The organism is Novosphingobium sp. AAP93, assembly GCF_001296055.1.
Lineage (GTDB): Bacteria > Pseudomonadota > Alphaproteobacteria > Sphingomonadales > Sphingomonadaceae > Novosphingobium.
Map to the genome: position 1 here is coordinate 14,392 of NZ_LJHZ01000108.1, position 19,485 is coordinate 33,876.

Annotated in this window: 16 protein-coding genes; 5 read left to right on the forward strand and 11 right to left on the reverse strand. The window is 66.8% G+C overall.

The features are described from left to right. Nucleotides 1–16: 16 nt before the first annotated feature. The 4 genes from IP83_RS16125 to IP83_RS16140 form a co-directional block, all read right to left on the reverse strand. Complete coding sequence (locus tag IP83_RS16125) at nt 17–1,534, reverse strand: XrtA system polysaccharide chain length determinant (protein ID WP_054123252.1); 1,518 nt, start codon at nt 1,532–1,534, stop codon at nt 17–19. Nucleotides 1,535–1,547: 13 nt separating this feature from the next. Continuing rightward, a complete protein-coding gene (locus IP83_RS16130; RefSeq protein WP_054123351.1) occupies nt 1,548–2,195 on the reverse strand; it encodes an XrtA/PEP-CTERM system exopolysaccharide export protein in 648 nt (215 codons plus the stop codon). Nucleotides 2,196–2,397: 202 nt separating this feature from the next. Beyond that, entirely contained in the window at nt 2,398–3,633 is a 1,236-nt protein-coding gene (locus IP83_RS16135; RefSeq protein ID WP_054123253.1) for a pyridoxal-dependent decarboxylase, exosortase A system-associated, read from the reverse strand. Between the two features lie 2 nt (nt 3,634–3,635). After that, entirely contained in the window at nt 3,636–5,171 is a 1,536-nt protein-coding gene (locus IP83_RS16140) for an acyl-CoA ligase (AMP-forming), exosortase A system-associated (protein ID WP_054123254.1), read from the reverse strand. Between the two features lie 41 nt (nt 5,172–5,212). On the opposite strand from IP83_RS16140, the gene IP83_RS16145 reads away from it, so the two are divergent. Genes IP83_RS16145 through IP83_RS16160 form a run of 4 tightly spaced genes read left to right on the forward strand, consistent with a single transcriptional unit; the run spans nt 5,213 to nt 8,007 of the window. Next, nucleotides 5,213–6,250: a GNAT family N-acetyltransferase gene (locus IP83_RS16145; protein ID WP_054123255.1), complete on the forward strand. Its 1,038-nt coding sequence runs from the start codon at nt 5,213–5,215 to the stop codon at nt 6,248–6,250. Between the two features lie 37 nt (nt 6,251–6,287). Then, nucleotides 6,288–6,551 carry an acyl carrier protein gene (locus IP83_RS16150; RefSeq protein WP_054123256.1) on the forward strand — a complete coding sequence of 88 codons (264 nt, stop codon included), beginning with the start codon at nt 6,288–6,290 and terminating at the stop codon, nt 6,549–6,551. An 8-nt stretch (nt 6,552–6,559) separates the two neighbouring features. Beyond that, nucleotides 6,560–7,231: a hypothetical protein gene (locus IP83_RS16155; RefSeq protein ID WP_054123257.1), complete on the forward strand. Its 672-nt coding sequence runs from the start codon at nt 6,560–6,562 to the stop codon at nt 7,229–7,231. Further along, on the forward strand, nt 7,231–8,007 hold the full coding sequence (locus tag IP83_RS16160) for a hydrolase 1, exosortase A system-associated (protein WP_156309784.1): 777 nt from the start codon (nt 7,231–7,233) through the stop codon (nt 8,005–8,007). The genes IP83_RS16155 and IP83_RS16160 overlap by 1 nt, the downstream gene beginning before the upstream one ends. Before the next feature lie 3 nt (nt 8,008–8,010). Here IP83_RS16160 and trxB read toward each other — a convergent pair whose 3' ends face one another. The 3 genes from trxB to IP83_RS16175 all read right to left on the reverse strand — a co-directional run bounded on the left by trxB (nt 8,011) and on the right by IP83_RS16175 (nt 12,056). Continuing rightward, the gene (trxB, locus tag IP83_RS16165; protein ID WP_054123259.1) at nt 8,011–8,979 is read right to left on the reverse strand and encodes a thioredoxin-disulfide reductase; all 969 of its coding nucleotides are present in this window, start codon (nt 8,977–8,979) and stop codon (nt 8,011–8,013) included. A gap of 91 nt (nt 8,980–9,070) precedes the next feature. After that, a complete protein-coding gene (locus tag IP83_RS16170; RefSeq protein ID WP_054123260.1) occupies nt 9,071–10,009 on the reverse strand; it encodes a glutaminase in 939 nt (312 codons plus the stop codon). 13 nt (nt 10,010–10,022) lie between these two features. Then, the gene (locus IP83_RS16175) at nt 10,023–12,056 is read right to left on the reverse strand and encodes a S9 family peptidase (RefSeq protein WP_082364777.1); all 2,034 of its coding nucleotides are present in this window, start codon (nt 12,054–12,056) and stop codon (nt 10,023–10,025) included. Between the two features lie 112 nt (nt 12,057–12,168). Here IP83_RS16175 and IP83_RS16180 point away from each other — a divergent pair, with 112 nt between their 5' ends. Further along, nucleotides 12,169–13,935, forward strand: a complete 1,767-nt coding sequence (locus IP83_RS16180) for a cation:proton antiporter (protein ID WP_054123261.1) — start codon at nt 12,169–12,171, stop codon at nt 13,933–13,935. Here IP83_RS16180 and alaS read toward each other — a convergent pair. The 4 genes from alaS to recA all read right to left on the reverse strand — a co-directional run bounded on the left by alaS (nt 13,932) and on the right by recA (nt 19,456). Further along, nucleotides 13,932–16,580: an alanine--tRNA ligase gene (gene alaS / locus IP83_RS16185; RefSeq protein ID WP_054123262.1), complete on the reverse strand. Its 2,649-nt coding sequence runs from the start codon at nt 16,578–16,580 to the stop codon at nt 13,932–13,934. The two genes, IP83_RS16180 and alaS, sit on opposite strands and share 4 nt — an antisense overlap. Nucleotides 16,581–16,662: 82 nt before the next feature. Next, on the reverse strand, nt 16,663–17,487 hold the full coding sequence (locus tag IP83_RS16190) for a class I SAM-dependent methyltransferase (RefSeq protein ID WP_054123263.1): 825 nt from the start codon (nt 17,485–17,487) through the stop codon (nt 16,663–16,665). A gap of 57 nt (nt 17,488–17,544) precedes the next feature. Then, nucleotides 17,545–18,171, reverse strand: coding sequence for a glutathione S-transferase family protein (locus tag IP83_RS16195; protein ID WP_054123264.1), 627 nt, complete (start codon nt 18,169–18,171; stop codon nt 17,545–17,547). A 214-nt stretch (nt 18,172–18,385) separates the two neighbouring features. Further along, nucleotides 18,386–19,456: a recombinase RecA gene (gene recA, locus IP83_RS16200; protein ID WP_054123265.1), complete on the reverse strand. Its 1,071-nt coding sequence runs from the start codon at nt 19,454–19,456 to the stop codon at nt 18,386–18,388. Nucleotides 19,457–19,485 lie beyond the last annotated feature (29 nt).

Here is a 19,485-nt window from a genome sequence, read left to right on the forward strand (position 1 = left end):
GATCTCATCCGTTCCTTCAGGCGACCATGCCGCGTTTCATGAACTCGACCGCCAGCAGCACGACGAGCACGAAGGCGAGGCTGGCGACCCCGCCGGCAAACCATTTGAGCTGCCGCCAGTATTGCGCACGCGCGCGGCGGCTGAGCGTCAGCGTCACCGAGCCGACCACCTGCATCCCCGTCGCGCGTTCGAGCTGCCCTGTCGTCGAATACGTCGAGCGCAGCTGGCCGATGCCGAAGGCGCTGCCGCAGCCGGCCGCGATGCCGACGATGAGGACGATGAACAGCAGCATCGGCCGGTCCGGCGCGGAAGGCTTGCGCGGGGTCGTCGGCGGATCGATCACCTCGAACTTGACCGCGTTGCGCTCGGTCTCGACCTGACCGCGCAGGCGCAGCTGCTCGCGGTCGCGCAGCAACTTGTCATACTGCTCCTTGAGCACGTCGTAGTCGCGGTTGATGCGTGCTGCTTCGGCGGCAAGGCCGGGTTCGCTGAACTGGCGGCCGGTCAGCTGAGCCAATTCCTGCGAAAGCGAGGCCCGGCGCGATTGCAGCGCCACTATGCTCGCCTCGCGGTCAGCCTTGATCGATTGCAGCGAGGAATAGGCCGGGTTGGGCATGCCGCCTGGACCGGCCTCGCCCGCCGAAGCGCGCTGGAGCGCCGCAACTTGCGCCTTGAGCGCGATCACATCGGGATGGCTGTCGGTCAGGCCGCGCGCGCGCATCGCACTGAGATCGGCCTGTGCCTGCGCGAGTGATCCCTTTGCGCCGCCGCTCACGCCCGGCATCATGATCGTCGGCGGCGTGCCGGAAAGCTGCCCGCGCACCGATGCAAGCGCACTCTGGGCTGCCAGAAGGTCCGACTCGACGCCGCGCAGCTCGGCGCGCGCACCTTCGATCTTGCTCGAAAGCGAGCCGTTGCCCGGCATCATCTCGGCGTTCTTGGCCTCGAAGGCCTGACGCTTCTGCTCGGCGGCTTCGAGGTCCTTCTGCCGGTCAGCCAGTTGCTGGTCCATGAAGGCCAGCGTGTCGCTCATCTCGCCGCGACCGCCGGCAAGGTTCTCTTCGCGGAAGATGTCGATCATCTTCTGCACGATGTCCTGCGCCAGCTTGGCGTTCTGGACATCCGAATAGGCCTTGCTGCCCGAATAGGCGGTGATCTCGAACAGGTTGTCCTGCTGGCTCACCACCTTGATGTTCTTGCCCAGCGCCGCAACCGCCGCTTCCATTTCCTTGTCGGACGTCACCTTGTCGCCCAGCCGCGTCGCACGGACGACCTTGGACAGGTTGACCGAGCTCGTCAGCGTTTGGCGCACGCGTTCGATATCGCGCTTGCGATCACCGCCGATGCCGATCTGGTCCGAAAGCACGTCGTCGATCTGGACGAAGATGCGTGCTTTCGATTCGTAGGTGTTGGGCACGGTGGCCACAATCAGCCAGCCCAGCAGGCACACCAGCCAGGCCGCGCCCAGCGCCAGCCAGCGCCGGTGCCAGATGCCGTAGAGCGCGATGCGCACTTCTTCGTAGATGCTCGTCATGCGGGCGGCATCCTCAGAACGTGCTTTCGGGAATGATGATCACATCCCCCGGCATCAGCATGACATTGGCGCGCGTATCGCCCTTGCGCAGGAGATCGCCGATCCGCACGCCGTATTCCTTCTGCTGGCCGGTCTGCTTGTCGAAGCGCACCAGCCGCGCCTTGTTGCCCGCCGCGTACTCGGACAGGCCGCCCACCGCGATCATCGCATCGAGCAGCGTCATGTTGGCGCGGTAGGGGATCGAGGCCGGCTTGCCGGTGGCGCCGACGATGCGCACCTGCTGGCTGAACGTGCCCGAAAACTTGTTGACGATGACCGAGACAATCGGCTCCTGGATGTACTGCGAAAGCTGGAGCTTGATGTCTTCCGCCAGCATCGAGGGCGTCTTGCCCACCGCCGGCATGTCGGTGATCAACGGCGTGGTGATGCGCCCGTCCGGCCGCACCTGCACCGAGGCGCCGAGTTCGGGATTGCGCCAGACGAATATGGTCAGGTCGTCGAGCGGCCCGATCACATATTCCTCGCCCGGCCCTTCCTGCAGCGCCACGAACGAGGCCGGCGGCAATTGCGCGCTGCCACCGCCGCCCGCGCAGCCGCCGAGCAGCAGGCTCAGCGTAACCGCTGATGCCAGCAAGCGGGTGAAACGCGTAGTTTTGGGCATCGAACGTCCTTTGCGCGCACCGGGCAGGCTGTCCCATTCGTCCCGTGGCGGGACCATGGGGACCTCCCATGACTTCCCGGCTATCGCCAAAAAGGGTGAAGATACCGTTAGTCCTGATGCGCAAGGCGGGGTCCGCACAAGCGCATTTCCGCCAAAGTCCCGTAACGGGACGGCGCTCCGAGTAATCGTTAATACCTAAAAATCAGGACCTTGCGTTAACCAGCCGTTCAGCCGCCGGGCCGTGTCCGAGAAAGTGCACCGGGCTCGCACTGGCCCCATAGGCACCGGCGCAAAACACCGCGACAAGATCGCCCTCCTCGGCACGCGGAAAGCCCCCCTTGTCCGCCAGCCGGTCAAGCGGGGTGCACAGGCAGCCGACCACGCTGGCTTCTTCTTCCACCGGCGCGCCGAATCTGGTCGCGATGGCACTGGGATAGTTGCGCCGCACCACGGTCCCGAAGTTGCCGCTCGCCGCGAGCTGGTGGTGCAGTCCGCCATCGGTGACGAGGAACACCTCGCCGTGGCTCTCCTTCCGGTCGATGATCCGGGTGAGATATACGCCAGCTTCGCCAACGAGATAGCGGCCGAGTTCAATGCAGAACGCCGTCTCCTGCAACACTTCGGGGAGCGCTGCGAACCGCTTTGCGAGCGCAGCTCCCACAGCCGCGAGATCGAGCGGCAGATCGCCGGGAAAGTAGGGAATACCAAAGCCGCCGCCGAGATTGCAGGCCGGAAGCACCGCCCCGCTCTCCTCCGCAAGGCGCGCCGCCAGCACGAGCGTGGCCGCCTGCATCTCGGCAATTGCGGCGGCGTCCAGCGTCTGGCTGCCGGCATAGATGTGGAAGCCGCGCCACTCAGCGCCGGACGCGATGATCATCCGGGCCAGCGCCGGTACAGCGCCCGCATCGACACCAAAGGGCTTGGCGCCGCCGCCCATCTTCATGCCCGATCCCTTGAGATCGAAATCGGGATTGACCCGGATCGCCAGCTTCGGCGCGCGTCCCACGCGCTCCGCGATCGCCAATGCCCGCTCGGCCTCGCGCGCGGATTCGAGGTTCAGCGTCACGCCCCGGCTGATCGCCGCTTCAAGATCGGCATCGCGCTTGCCCGGCCCGGCAATGCTGATCCGCTCCGCCGGAACCCCCGCCGCCTCCGCCATCAGGAGTTCACCGCCCGAGGCGATGTCGAATCCGTCGACCAGCCCCGCCATATGGCGCAACAGCGGCGCAAACGGGTTGGCCTTCATCGCATAATGCAGCCCCAACCGCCGCGGCAGCGCCGCCCGCAGCGCCGCCACGCGCGCTTCGATCAGCGCACCGTCATAGACGAACAGCGGTGTACCCGCCTCGGCTACCAATTCGGACGCCTTGCGCCCACCGATGACCAGTTCGCCATCGATCGCAGCATATCCGGGGGGAATGGGGCCAAGCGGCTTCATGGTCAGCCCTGTGCCACAGCCGCCGATAATTCCTGGTAAAGACCCGCGCGGTCGAGCTTGCCATTGGGGCTCAGCGGCATCTCCGCACGCCAGTGGATCACCCGCGGCACCATGAAACCGGGCAGTTCGCGTACCAGAGCAGCAGGCAGCGCCGCCTCTGCCGCCGCCGCATCACCCTTCGCGCGCACCACAAGATGGATCGCCTGCCCCAGCACCGGATCAGGCAGGCCCAGCGCCACGGCCTCCGCGACCAGCCCGGTGGCAATCGCCGCGTCTTCCACTTCCTGCGGGCTGACCCGGTTGCCGCTGGTCTTGATCATGGCATCGCGCCGCCCGGCAAAGTGGAGTAACCCGTCCGCATCGCGCCGGACCCGGTCGCCGGACCACACCGCCTTGCCGCCCATCCGCGAAAAGGCTGGCGCCGGTTTGAACCGCTCCGCCGTCCGCGCCGCATCCCGCCAATAGCCCTGCGCCACCAGCGGCCCGGCATGGACCAGCTCGCCCTCCACGTCCGGCCCCGCCTCGCGCCCGTCGTCCGCCACGACCATCACCTCGGCAAACGGAATCGCCTTGCCCATCGAGGTCGGGTGCGCATCGACGAGCGCCGGGTCGAGATACGTCGAGCGAAACGCCTCGGTGAGCCCATACATCGGAAACAGCCGCGCCTGCGGAAACCGCGTCCGCAGCGCCCGCACCAGCGGCTCGGTGAGCGCACCGCCGCTGTTGGTCAGCCGCCTGAGCTTGCCTGCCGCCGCCTCCGGCCAGTCAAGTTCCACCAGTTGCACCCACAGCGGCGGAACGGCGGCGAGCGTAGTGACGTCATGCCGCTCCACCGCCTTCGCCACATCGCGTGCCATGAGGTAATCGAGCGGCACCACGCAGCCACCGGCAAACCACGTCGAAAGCAGCTGGTTCTGCCCATAATCGAACGCCAGCGGCAGCACCGCCAGCGTCCGGTCCTCCGCCGTCAGCCCCAGATAATGCGCCACGCTCACGGCCCCGAGCCACAAGTTGGCATGGCTGAGCATCACGCCCTTGGGCCGCCCGGTCGAACCGCTGGTATAAAGAATCGCCGCCAGATCATCGGATGCAGCGTTGGAAGGACCCAACGGCTCAAGGCGCTCCACCTCGGCCCAAACCGTTCCTTCCTCCCGCGAAACCGCTTCAGCGAGATCGCCCTCTTCCAGTGTCGACAGCCGCCCGGCATTCGAGATCAGCAGCCGTGCCCCGCTATCGCTCAGGATATGCGCGACCTGCGCGCGCTTCAGCAGCGGGTTCACCGGCACATGCACCAGCCCCGCTCGCACCGCCGCCAGCGGCATCAGGCAAGCCAGCTCGCTTTTCGGCAACCAGGTCGCCACCCGCGCGCCCGGCTCCGGCACCTTCACCGCAAGCCATGCCGCCAATTGTCCTAAACGCCGATTTAACGCCTCGTAGCTAAGCACGTGCGTCTTGAAGACCAGCGCAGGGGCCTCCGGCTGCCCCTTCAGCGCAAGGTGGTCAAGCGGGAACACGGTCGGATCGGGCGCTGCGGGCAAGCGGCTCTCTCGGGTGCAAGGGCAAGGACAAAGACTTGGGTGTGACGGTCTATCACGCTGATTTGCGGGAAGCGCAAGCCGACCCGGCGCTCGCCGCGCTGCTCGGCCGCTCGCCCACGAGCGCGCCGTTCGATCGGCTGGACTGGCTTTCCCTGCTGGCAGAGCATTGCCTTCTCGCAGATACCTGCAAAATCGCCGTCGCCCGCGATGGTGATGCGCTTGCGGTCCTTCCCTTTCAGAAGAACCCCGACGGCACTGGCCCCCTCGGCACGTGGTACAGCTTCTTCGTCCGCCCGCTCACAAACGCTCCGCAGCGCGCACCGGAACTCTTCGCCGCCCTGGCCCGCAGCCTTGCACCGGCAGGCGCCGCCCGCCTCGCACCGATGCCCGAAGCCGAAGCGCTGACGCTCGCCGCCGCCTTCCGCACCGCCAGCTGGATCGGCGTCGCCGAACCCTGCGACACCAACCACATCCTCGAACTCAAAGGCCGCAACTTCGCCCAATACTGGTCCGCCCGCCCCGGCGCGCTGCGCGAAACCGTCCGCCGCAAGACCGCACGCGGCAAAGTCAACCTGCGCATCGAAACCACGTTCATCGACGCCGACTGGGCCGCCTATGAAGCGATCTACGCCAGGAGCTGGAAGCCAGAGGAAGGAAACCCCGCCTTCCTGTGCGCCTTCGCTCAGGCCGAAGCGGCGGCAGGCGCGCTGCGCATGGGGATCGCCGAAATCGAAGGCCAGCCTGTCGCCGCCCAGTTCTGGACGGTCGAGGGCGGCACCGCGTGGATCCACAAGCTCGCCCACGACGAGGCCTACCGCGCCCATTCGCCCGGCACCCTGCTGACCGCCGCACTGTTTCGCCACGTGATCGACGAGGACCACGTGCACACCGTCGATTTCGGCACAGGCAACGATCCCTACAAGCGCGACTGGATGGAGGTGCAGCGCCCCCGCTACGCCCTGCAGTTCTACCGCCCCGCCGCCGTAGGTCACTGGCCAGCGCTCGCCCGCCTTGCTGCCCGCCGCATGCTGCGCCCGAGTTCCCAGCCCGCGCTTGTTTCACCGGAGGCCGCTGGCTAAAGCGCCCGCCTCTCCTTTCATCACAAGGCCTTACCCCGTGACCGACCAGACCGACACCGACCTGCGCAGCCTGCTGAACGATGTGCTCGGCCTCGGCCCCACACGTGCCGCCGCGCTCACGCCAGATAGCGGCCTGTTCGGCGCACTGCCCGAACTCGACTCCATGGCCGTCGCCGGCCTCCTGACCGAGATCGAGGACCGCTTCGACGTCGTGATCGAAGATGACGAAGTCGATGGCGACATGCTCGGCACCTTCGGCGACCTCCTCGCCTTCATCCGCGCCAAGCGCGGCGAGGCCTGATTCTCGCCATGCCGGCAAGCTGGCCCTGCCCTGGACCCGCCGGCATTGCCGATGAGCACGCGGTGGTTTTCGACCGCGCACGCGCCGTCCGCCTGCTGATCGTCCCGCCGCTGTTCGAGGAAATGAACCGCACGCGGCGGATGCTGATCGAAACGCAGCGCTGCCTTGATGCACTGGGGCTCGACTCGATGCTGCCCGATCTCCCTGGCTGCAACGAAAGCCTGCAGTCCTTCTCCGCGCAAAGCCTCGGCAGCTGGCGCGCGGCCATGGAAACTGCAGCGCGACACTTCGCCGCCACCCACGTGCTGGCCGTGCGCGGCGGCGCGCTTGTGTTCCCGACGCGGCTTCCCGGCTGGGTGCTCGAGCCGGTCAAGGGCGCCTCGATCCTGCGCCAGTTGCTCCGCGCGCGGGTGCTCTCGGCCAAGGAAGCCGGGCGCGAAGAAAATAGCGCCGATCTGCTGGAGGAAGGCCGCAACATCGGCCTTGAACTCGCCGGTTATCGCCTCTCGGCCGCGCTCGTCGCCGGGCTGGATTCAGCCGTGCCTGAAGACGAAGGCCAGCGCGTGATCCGCCAGGCCGAATTCGGCGTCAGCGCGCTCTGGTTGCGCAGCGAGCCGGAGGAAGACCCGGCGCAGTCCGCCGCACTCGCGCAGATCATCGCCAGCGAGGCGGCCGCCTGATGCGCCGCCACCTCACCTTCCCCTGCGGACCTGACACCCTCGTCGGCACCCTCGACATGGAGGCCGCAACCGGCTCCACCGGCATCCTGCTCGTCTCGGGCGGACGCGAAATCCGTGCCGGAAGCTGGGGCGGACAGGCGCAATTGGCTGCGCGCCTCGCTGCCGCTGGTATCCCCGTTTTCCGTTATGATCGACGCGGCGTCGGTGAAAGCGAAGGCACCGATCCCGGATTCCTGCACACCCGCCATGACATCGCCGCCGCACTCGCCGCTTTCCGCGCAGCCGTACCCTCACTGCGCCGCGTGATCGGCTTCGGCAATTGCGATGCCGCCGCCGCGCTGATGCTCCACGGCGCCGAAATCGGCCTCGACGGCCTTGTCCTCGCCAATCCGTGGACGCTGGAAGCCGACGAGGCGGATGGCACACCGCCCGCCGCAATCCGCCAGCGCTACCTCAGCAAGCTGGCCAACCCGCGCGAAGTGCTCCGCCTCCTTACCGGCGGCGTGAACCTCGCCAAGCTGGTGCGCGGCCTGCGCACAGCCGCCTCAAGCGCACCCAAGTCAGCTCTCGTTGATAAGATGGCCGCAAGCCTCGCGCGGTTCTCTGGCCCGGTCACATTCCTGCTCGCGTCCGGAGATCGCACCGCCCAGATGTTCGAGGCCGTCTGGTCCTCCGGCGATCCGCGCGTCCAGCGTCACGCCAGCAGCGGCCACAGCTTCGCTGGCGAAGATGCGCAAAGCTGGCTGCTGGAGCGCCTGCTCGAAGCCGCGCGCTAGCGCCTACTCCGCCGCCACTGCCTGTGCCGCAGCGAAGGCATGCTCGGCAAGGAACCGCTCGGCATCGAGCGCGGCCATGCAGCCCGTGCCCGCCGCCGTCACCGCCTGCCGATAGGTGTGGTCCATCACATCACCGCAGGCGAACACGCCCGGGATCGCCGTCTTCGGCGTGCCCGGCTGCACCACGATATAGCCGCTCGCATCGAGCTCCAGTTTGCCCTTGAACAGCTCGGTCGCCGGGGCATGGCCGATCGCCACGAACGCGCCGTCGGTCGCCAGCGAAGAGGTCTCGCCCGTCACCGTATCGACCAGTTCCACCGCTTCGAGCACGCCGCCCGCCGCGCCGGTAAAGCGCGTCACGGCCTTGTTCCACAGCACCTTGATGCGCGGATTGCTCATCAGGCGGTCCTGCAGGATCTTTTCAGCCCGCAGGCTGTCACGCCGGTGGATCAGCGTCACATCGGGCGAATGGTTGGTAAGGTATAGCGCTTCCTCGACTGCCGTGTTGCCGCCGCCGATCACCACGACCTTCTTGCCGCGATAGAAGAACCCGTCGCAGGTCGCGCAGGCGGAGACGCCCTTGCCGCCGAATTCCTGCTCGCCTTCCACGCCCAGCCAGCGCGCCTGCGCGCCGGTCGCGATCACCAGCACATCGCCTTCATAGATATCACCGCTGTCGCCGTGGGCGCGGAACGGGGGGCCATCCATGCTCACTTCGGTGATCGTATCCCACATCATCCGCGTGCCGACATGCTCTGCCTGCGCCTGCATTTCCTGCATCAGCCACGGGCCCTGGATCACATCGCGAAAGCCGGGGTAGTTCTCGACATCGGTGGTGATCGTCAGCTGCCCGCCGGGCTGCAGGCCCTGTACCACGATCGGCTCCATCCCCGCACGCGCACCGTAGATGGCGGCGGAAAGCCCGGCCGGGCCGGAACCAATGATCAGCATGCGGGTCTTGTGGGTCGTCATATCCTTGAATCTCCGTTGCGGCGGGTAGATAGGATGCCCCGCCCCTGAAAACGAGAGGCCTGCCGAGCTATTCCCCGGTTTGGTCGCAGGCTCAGCCGCCGCATGCTTCGAACACCGACCAACCAGTCCGCGCCGCCAGCCGTTCCAGCGCCAGCGCGCCGAGCTGCGAATTGCCTTTGGCGTTGAGGCCGGGTGACCACACTGCGATGCTCGCCGTTCCCGGCACCACCGCGAGAATGCCGCCGCCCACGCCCGATTTGCCCGGCAGGCCCACCCGGAATGCGAACTCGCCAGAATTGTCGTAATGCCCGCACAGCATCATCAGTGCATTGATCCGCCGCGCGCGCTGCGGCGTCACGATGCAGCGCCCTGTCGCCGGATCGCGCCCGTCATGCGCCAGAAAACGGCCCGCCATCGCCAGCTGCCGGCAGCTCATCGCCAGCGCGCACTGGTGGAAATAGACGCCGAGCGCCTGCTCCACCGGGTGCTGGAGATTGGCGAACGAGCGCATGTAGTTGGCGAGCGCCATGTTGCGATAGCCAGTCGCCAGCTCGGCCGCCGCCACGCTCGCGTCGATGGTGATCGTCTCGTCCAGCGCCAGCCCGCGCACGAAGCGCAGCACGCCCGCGATCGCTTCCGCAGGTGTCCCGCTCGCCAGCAGCACATCGGCAACGACGATCGCGCCCGGATTGATGAAGGGATTGCGCGGAATGCCATGCTCGGTTTCCAGCTGCACGATCGAATTGAACGCACTGCCCGAAGGCTCGCGCCCCACCCGGCTCCACAGCGCATCGCCGACCATGCCCAACGCGAGCGTCAGCGAGAACACCTTGGAAACCGACTGGATCGAGAACGGCTCTTCCGCGTCGCCACCCAGATGCACCGTCCCGTCCGCCATGACCACCGCGATGCCGAACCGGTCGGGAGAAACGCAGGCGAGCGGCGGGATGTAGTCCGCCACCCGCCCGCGATCGGTTGCACCGCGCATCTCCCCGGCGATTTCAGCAACGATGGCGGCGATATCAGTCAATGCCTTGTGGTCCTCAGTTCAGATGCCGCTTGAACCAGTCGACAATCCGCTCGAGCCGGTCGCGCTGAAAGCTCGGCCGCGCGATGCCATGGTTCTCATCGGGATAGCCTACCAGCCGCGTCGGCACGCCGGTGATCTTGAGCGCCTGATAGAGCTGCTGTCCGCCGATAAGCGGCACATTGTCATCGGCGATCCCGCCCATGAACAAGGTCGGCGTCTTGATCCGGTCCGCATGCAGCAACGGTTCGGACAGGCGCATCCAAAGCTCCGGCTCCTTCCAGGGTGCGCCAAGCTCCTGCGTGTATTGCTGGACATATTGGTCCACCCCGAACAGCGCGAAGATGTTGCCCTCGCCCGCGCCGCTGAACGCCGCCTTCAGCCGGTTGTCGCGCACGATCAGGAAATCGGTGAGGATGCCGCCATAGCTCCACCCGCCCGCGCCCAGCCGCGCCGGATCGGCGAAACCCTGCGCCACCGCCCAATCGAGCGAGGCATGGAGATCGGCCACTTCCTTCTGGCCCCAATCCGCCGCAATCGCCGCGGCATAGGCATCACCCCGTCCCGAGGAGCCGCGATAATTCGGCATCAGCACCGCATAGCCCTGTGCGGCGAGCAGGTCGGCAATCATGCTGTACCCGTCGACCGCATGGATATCCTGCGCATTGGGCCCGCCATGAATCCAAAGCAGGGTCGGCACCTTGGTGCCCGCCGCCACACCCGTCGGACGCAGCAGCAGGCCATGGACTTCGTTGCCGTCCTTGGCGGTCGCCGCATAGTCTTCGACCTTCCCCCAAGCGACCCGGTCCGCCACTGCCTTGTTATGGGATGTCAGCAACTTGAGGCCGCCTTTTGCATCCAGCGCATAGATTTCAGACGGCTTGCCATCGCCGCTTGCGATCACCGCGCGCGGTGCACCAGGCGCGGGCGAACCACACTGCGCCAGCACCGAGACCGTGCCGTCATTCAGCCTTCGCAGCGTCCCCTTGGCATCCACCACGGCAGGCACTTCAAGCCGGTCCTCCGCCAGCACCACGCCGACTTGCCCGGCACCCAGATCGACCGGCGAACTTACGAAAGCGCCTGAGGTTGCGGGCAGAATCCGCGTCGCCCCGGTATCCACCGCTGTCTCGGCGAGATGCGGCTGGCCATATTGGTCTGCCTTGCCGCCCGGCCCCACCAGATGCGTGATCTTCTTGCCATCGGCGGACCAGATCAGCGTCTGCCCCGGCGCGCCGTGGAGTTTGGCAACCAGCTTGGGCGCAGCACCGGCCTTCGCTTCGACCACTGTCAGCCAATGGCCACCCAGATCCGTCAAATCCACCGAGTGGTCAGCGACATAGGCGATGGACTTGCCATCCGGTGCCCAGTCGGCGGTTATCACATCGAACGCATCCGAAGCTGTCAGCCGAGTCTCGGTCTTCGCCGCCACATCAAACAGCGCGAGGTGCGTGTGCGTCTCCGCCGTGATGAAGCCCACGCCGTCCTGCTTGAACTTCACATCGTCCACCACCACCGGCAGCGGGCGGTCTTCATCATCCTTCGGCGGCTCGGGTGCCGGGTCGCTGATCATCAGCAGCAGCGTTTTCGAATCCGGAGACCAGCGGAACCCGGCGATATCGCCCTTCACATCCGTGAGCTTCTTCGCCTCGCCCCCACGCCGGTCGAGCAGCCAGATCTGCGCCCGCTTGTCCTTCCCGCGCTTGGAGAGAAACGCGATGGACTTGCCATCCGGACTGAACGAGGGCGCGCTCGCGCTGTCCTCCCCGGTGGTCAGTTGCAGCGGCGCGCCGCCCGCGAGATCGATCAGCCACAGCGCATTGCGCCGCTTGTCCGCCTTGAGATCGGCCTCGCCGACCACATAAACCGCCTGCTTGCCATCATGCGCGCAATCGAGACCCGACAGCGAACGCAGCGCCATGATGTCGTCGATGGTCACCGGATGACGAGCCGGGGCCGCTTCGCCCTCGGCCATCGCCGGCAGCGCCGCCATAAGCGTGCAGGCCGCCATTCCCCAGCCAAGACTCTTGCGCCAACGCTTCACCGCCATTGCTGTTCCCCCAAGAAACCGGACAAGCGTCAAGACTAAACACACCGTCGCAGCGCAGGCAATCGGCAGCTTATTCCCATGACATTACGGGCCATCCGGCTAGGATGTTACAATGGCTGGCCATCTCGAATTCAACACCTCGATGAGCGACACCCTCGTCGTTCTGGGGGCGGCGGGTATCGTCATTCCCGCCTTTGCCCGCGCACGGATCACGCCGGTGATCGGCTTCATCCTGGTCGGCGTGCTCGTCGGCCCGTTCGGCCTTGGTCGGCTCGTCGGGCAGTTTCCGCAGCTCTACTACGTCACGATCAGCCGTCCCGAAGCCATTGCGCCCTTTGCCGAACTTGGCGTGATCCTGCTGCTGTTCGAGATCGGTCTCGAACTCTCGTTCGGCCGTTTGTGGGACATGCGCGCGCAAGTCTTCGGCCTAGGCGCGGCCAAGCTGCTGCTCTGCGCCGCGCTGCTGACCATCGTGCTGATCGCGATGCGCCATAACGTTCCGGCCTCCGCCGGGCTGGGTATCGCCCTGGCGCTGTCCTCCACCGCGCTGGTCCTCCCGATTGCCGGCACGCAAAGCCCGGTCGGCCGCAAGGCGCTTGCGATGCTGCTGCTCGAAGACATCGCCCTCGTGCCGATCATCTTCGTCCTCGGCGCCTTCGGTCCCGGCGGCGAGAGCGGCGCAGCCCTGTTCGACACGCTCCTGCGCGGCGCGGTGATCATCCTTGTGATGCTCACCTTGGGCCGCTTCCTCCTCCCACGCCTGTTCGCCTCGGCTGCCCGCACCAAGAGTCCCGAACTGTTCCTCGCCTTCAGCCTGCTCGTGGTCATCGCCGCCGCGCTTGCCACGGCGGGCGCAGGCCTCTCCCCGATCATGGGCGCCCTCCTCGCCGGCCTGCTGATTGCCGAGACGGACTACTCGCGCGAAGTCGAAGCGCTGACCGCCCCCTTCAAGGGCCTCGCGCTCGGCGTGTTCCTGATCACGGTCGGCATGGGAATCGACGTAACCGAAGTCTGGCGGCAGTTCGGCGCCATCGCGCTTGGCGTCGCTTCGGTTCTCGCGGCCAAGGCTGTCGTCACCGCATTGCTGCTCCGCGTCGGCGGCGCGAGCCGCGGCATTGCCGTCGAGACCGGCCTGCTGCTCGCCGCGCCCTCGGAAACCACCCTTATCGTCCTGTCCGCCGCCGCCGCAGCCGGGCTCGTCAGCCACGCCAATGCCCAGTTCTGGCAGATCGTCACCGCGCTCGGCCTCACGCTCACGCCGGTCCTCGCCATGATCGGCCGCCGCCTCGCCACTGCCGTGGACCGGCCCAGCGATGTCCCGGTGAATGCCGCCCCCAGCGACGCCACGGGCCAGGCCCTCATCCTCGGCTACGGCCGCGTCGGCCGCCTCGTCGGCGCCATGCTGTCCCGCCACGATGTGCCCTGGCTCGCGCTCGATGCCGACCCCGCGCTCGTCACGCAGGCGCGCGGCGGCGGCGATCCGGTGATCTACGGCAACGTCGCCAATGCCGAACTGCTCGCCAAGCTGCATCTGGACGAGGCCCGCGCGGTCATCGTCACCATGGACGAGCCCGTCCTCGTCAGCCGCACCGTCCGCCGCATCCGCGCCGCGCACCCGGACCTCCCGATCATCGTCCGCGCCCGCGATGCGGCCCACGCCGCCGAACTCTACCGGGTCGGTGCAAGCGATGCCGTCCCCGAAGCCCTCGAAAGTTCGCTCCAGCTCTCGGAAGCCGTGCTCGTCGACATGGGAGTCGCGATGGGCCCGGTCATCGCCTCGATCCACGAAATGCGCGACGAACTGCGCGAGACCATCATGCGCGACGGTGGACTGGGCCAGAAGCCGCGCCTGAAAGCCGCCGGACTGCGCGATCGCTAGGCCGCCAGCACGCCTTTCGCCGCCGCAATCGCCTCGGCGGCCTTGCTGCCGTCCGGGCCGCCGCCCTGTGCCATGTCAGGCCGGCCACCGCCGCCCTTGCCGCCCAGCGCCTCGACGCCCGCGCGCACCAGATCAACCGCGCTGACTTTGCCGACGAGGTCTTCAGTCACAGCCGCCGCGATGCTCGCCTTGCCTTCGTTGACCGCAACGATCACCGCCACGCCCGAGCCCATGCGCTGCTTGGCCTGATCGAGCAGCCCGCGCAGTTCCTTCGGATCCATGCCTTCCAGCACCTGACCCGAGAACGTTATCCCGCCGACCTGTTCGTCCGCAGGAGCCGCCGCCGCACCACCAGAAGCACCCGCCAGCGCCAGCGCCTTCTTCGCCTCGGCCAGTTCGCGCTCCAGCTTGCGGCGCTCGTCGACCAGCGCTGCAACGCGCGCCTCCACTTCATCGGGCGAAGACCGCAGCAGCCCCGCCGTGCGCCGCAGCGCTTCCTCGCGGCCGACCAGATAGGCCCGCGCGCCCGCCCCGGTCAGCGCCTCGATGCGCCGCACGCCCGAAGACACCGCGCTTTCGCCCACCACGCGCAGCAGGCCGATATCACCCAGCGCACGCACATGAGTGCCGCCGCAAAGCTCGACCGAATAGGGCTTGGCCCCTGCCCCCATGCTAAGCACGCGGACTTCATCGCCGTACTTCTCGCCGAACAGCGCCATCGCACCCGCGGCAATCGCGTCTTCCGGGCTCATCAGGCGCGTCGTCACCGGCGCGTTGCCGAGGATTTCGGCGTTCACTTCGTCCTCGATCGCCGCAATGTCGTCCGCCGTCAGCGCCGCCGGGTGCGAGAAGTCGAAGCGCAGCCGCTCGGCGGAGACCATCGAGCCTTTCTGCGTGACGTGCGCCCCCAGCCGGCGGCGCAGCGCCTCGTGCAGCAAGTGCGTGGCCGAATGGTTCGCCCGCGTCGCATCGCGCCGCGCGACGTCGATCGCCAGTTGCACCGCGTCGCCGACCTTGACCGAACCCGCCTCGACCGTGCCCAGGTGCGCGTGCAGGCGGCCCAGCGGCTTAGCGGTGTCGTTCACCGCAATGCGCAGGCCCTCGTTGGTCGAGATCGTACCCGCATCGCCCATCTGGCCGCCGCTTTCGGCGTAGAACGGGGTCTGGTTGGTGATGATCGTGACTGTCTCGCCCGCCCCGGCCTCGGCCACCTCCTTGCCGTCCTTGACCAGAGCAACGACGACGCCTTCGCCAATGTTGGCAGTGTAGCCGGTGAATTCGGTCGCACCTTCGCGCTCGGCGATGTCGAACCACACTTCGCTGTCAGCGGTCTGGCCGGAGCCCTTCCACGCCGCACGCGCCGCTGCCTTCTGCTGCGCCATCGCCGCCTCAAACCCGGCACGGTCGACGCTCACCCCGCGCGCCCGCAGCGCGTCTTCGGTGAGATCGTAGGGGAAGCCGTAGGTATCATAAAGCTTGAACGCGGTCGCGCCCGGCAGGCTGTCGCCCTCGCCCAGATCACCCGCTTCCTCGTCCAGCAGCTTGAGGCCGTTTGCCAGCGTGCGGCGGAACTGCACTTCCTCGCGCAGCAGCGTTTCCTCGACCAGCGGCTGCGCGCGGCCAAGTTCGGGGAACGCCTGACCCATTTCGGTGACCAGCGAACCCACCAGCCGGTGCATCAGCGGTTCCTTCGCGCCCAGCAGGTGGGCATGGCGCATCGCGCGGCGCATGATCCGGCGCAGCACATAGCCGCGGCCTTCATTGCTTGGCAGCACGCCGTCCGCCAGCAGGAAGCTGGACGAGCGCAGGTGGTCCGCGATCACGCGGTGGCTGGCGCGGCTGTCGCCCTCGGCCTTGGTGCCGGTCAGGCTCTCCGAAGCTGCAATCAGCGCGCGGAACGTGTCGGTATCGTAGTTGTCATGTTCGCCCTGCAGCACCGCCGCGATGCGCTCGAGGCCCATGCCGGTATCGATGCTCGGGCTCGGCAGGTTCGTTCGCGTGCCGTCAGCCGACTGCTCGAACTGCATGAACACGAGGTTCCAGATCTCGATGAAGCGATCCCCGTCCTCATCGGGCGATCCCGGAGGCCCGCCGAAGATGTGCTCGCCGTGATCGTAGAAGATTTCCGAACACGGTCCGCACGGCCCTGTATCGCCCATCGACCAGAAATTGTCCGAAGTCGGGATGCGGATGATGCGGTCGTCCGAAAGCCCGGCGATCCTCTGCCACAGGGCGAACGCCTCATCGTCGGTGTGGTAGACGGTGACGAGCAGCTTGTCCTTGGGCAGCCCCCACTCGCGCGTCAGCAAGGTCCAGGCATGGTTGATCGCCTGTTCCTTGAAATAGTCGCCGAACGAGAAATTGCCGAGCATCTCGAAGAACGTGTGGTGCCGCGCCGTGTAGCCCACGTTGTCGAGATCGTTGTGCTTGCCGCCCGCGCGCACGCACTTCTGCGACGACGTCGCCCGCTTCGTCGCGCGCGTCTCGAGCCCGGTGAACACGTTCTTGAACGGGACCATGCCCGCGTTGGTGAACATCAGCGTCGGGTCGTTGAACGGCACGAGCGGCGCCGAAGGCACGATCTCGTGCCCGGCGGAGCCGAAGTAGTCGAGGAAGGACCGGCGGATTTCGTTCGTCGAAGTCATGCCATGCCGATTAGGCGAGCGTTCGGCGCGGAACAAGCACGTTTCGGCCCTTCCGGTACGCTTGTCCCCATCACGGATAGGTTCAGGCGTTGTCCGCGGTCGCCGTCACCAGCCACGCCGCCGCCGGAAAACACACCCGCCCGCCCACGCAGCGCGACTGGACGAGTTCCAGCAGGCCACGCTCGAACGCTGCGCGGGGCTGATCGGGCAATGTGCGGATCGCCGCAGCCGCCGGACCGATGCGGCTGAAGAACGAGAGCGCATCGGCTACCGGGTTGCTGCCCGATCCGGCCACATAGGCAAAGTCGAGCGGCTGAAACTGGATATCGCGCCAGCCTTTCAGGCAGCGCCGGACGTGATCGGGATCAGCGAATGCGAACGGACCGGGCGGGAAATCGACCGCAGGCACTGGCTTGGCCGGCGGAAGCAGGCGGGCGATGTCCATGGCCCAGGGATTTTCCGAGGCAGGCCGGAAGCACGAGAACACGAAGCGCGCTCCAGGCGCGGCCTTGGCCGACAGATGCGCAAACGCTGCGGGCGGATCGCTGAAGAACATCACCCCGTGGCGGGATATGTAGAGATCAGGCGCCGCGCCGTCCCCCTGCCAAGCGGAAGCATCGGCCACGGTGAACGAAAGATTGGCATGTCCAGCTGCACGGCTCTTCGCTGCCTCGACCAGTTCGCCGGAGATATCGATGCCGGTCACCGTTGCTTCGGGCCTTGCCGAGGCAACTGCGAGGGACAGTTCGCCCGCACCGCAGCCCACGTCGATCACCCGGCGCCCGGGCTCCTTTGCGATGGCGGCGAGAAGGTGGGGCGTGAGCGCGGCGAAGCTGCGGTCCGTCCGCTCCCACTCCGCCGCCCAGTTCTGGCCGACCCGGCCCTGCCATTCTTGCGCGCCTGTCATGCCGGAGAGGCTATGCGCCGCTGCCCCACCCGGCAAGCGCTAATACCGCAAGATCGATCACGACGCGAAGTAAGGTCCGCCCTTGGCTCGCGCCGCCTGCCACGCCGGCCGCGCATGAATCGCGGCGACAAATGCGGCGAGCTTCGGGTAGGCCTCGCTCAGGCCTTGCATCACGACAACTTCGGCGGGGAAACTCAGCATCACATCTGCGCCGGTCCAGTCGTCGCCGATGAAGTGGCCCGAAGGCCGCAGGATCGCCTCTAGATAGCCGAAATGCGCCGCAAGCTGCTCGTCGATGCGCGGCCGCAGCGGCGCGCCGGCCTCGCCCAGCCGCGAGACATAGAGATTGAGCAGGATCGGCGTCATCGCCGAGCCCTCGGCGAAGTGCATCAGCTCGTTGTGGCGCAGTGCATCGTCGGTTCCGGGTGCAGGCTGCCACTTCCCATCGCCAAAGTGGTCGCAAAGATACTGCACGATCGCGCCGGATTCCTCGATGACCCGGCCATCGACCTCGAGCAGCGGTGACTTGCCGAGCGGATGGACGGCCTTGAGTTCCTGCGGCGCGAGATTGGTCTCGGCATCGCGCTGGTAGATCTTCAGTTCATAGAGAACGCCGAGCTCCTCCAGCAACCAGAGGATGCGCTGCGAGCGGCTGTTGTTGAGGTGGTGGAGAACGATCGACATCCGGCTTCCTTCCCGTGCTTGGTCTCGGCGCGAGGCTATGTGTTTTCGGTTAGACAGGGAAGACGAAGAAAGGGCGACGTGAGAATGTCAGATGCCCTCTCATCCCCCCGCCCCTTCAAACCAGAACCGCCGCGCTCGTTCCGGGGAGCGCGGCGGCCTTTGGACCGGCGGCGGGTTGCGGGGGGATAGGGGGGTGCCCCCGCCGCCTGAAGGATCAGATGTCGTCGTCCGCGTCCGGACCCACCATCAGCCCCTCGGCGACCTTGTCGGTCTGGCCGCGGATCGCGGCTTCCAACCGGTCGCAAACTTCACGATTTTCGCGCAGATAATTCTTGGCGTTCTCGCGGCCCTGCCCGATCCGGATGGAGTCGTAGCTGAACCAGGCACCCGACTTCTCGACGATCCCGGCCTTGACGCCGAGGTCGAGGATCTCGCCGATCTTCGAGATACCCTCGCCGTACATGATGTCGAACTCGACCTGCTTGAACGGCGGCGCGACCTTGTTCTTGACGACCTTCACGCGGGTGGCGTTGCCGACGATATCGTCGCGGTCCTTGATCTGGCCGGTGCGGCGGATGTCGAGGCGGACCGAGGCATAGAACTTGAGCGCGTTGCCGCCCGTCGTCGTCTCAGGGTTGCCGTACATCACGCCGATCTTCATGCGCAGCTGGTTGATGAAGATCACCATGCAGCGCGAACGGCTGATCGAACCGGTCAGCTTGCGCAGCGACTGCGACATCAGGCGCGCCTGGAGGCCGACGTGGCTGTCGCCCATCTCGCCCTCGATCTCAGCGCGGGGAACAAGCGCCGCGACCGAGTCGACCACAAGCACGTCGATCGCATTCGAACGCACCAGCGTGTCGACGATCTCGAGCGCCTGCTCGCCGGTATCAGGCTGCGAAACAATCAGCTCATCGATGTTGACGCCGAGCTTCTTGGCATAGACCGGATCGAGCGCGTGTTCCGCATCGACGAACGCGGCGGTCCCACCGGTCTTCTGCGCCTCGGCGATCACGTGGAGCGCCAACGTGGTCTTGCCCGAGCTTTCCGGCCCGTAGACCTCGATAACGCGGCCGCGCGGCAAGCCGCCGACGCCGAGCGCGATGTCGAGCCCGAGCGAACCGGTCGAGATCGCCTCGACCTGCATGGTCTCCTTCGAGCCCAGCCGCATGGCCGAACCCTTGCCGAACGCCTTGTCGATCTGTGCGAGCGCTGCATCGAGCGCTTTCTGACGATCCATGTCCTTGTCTTTGCCTTCCTGGATAAGCTTCAACTGCGCCGCCATGGCTTGCTTCCCCTTGCTAGAGATGGCTG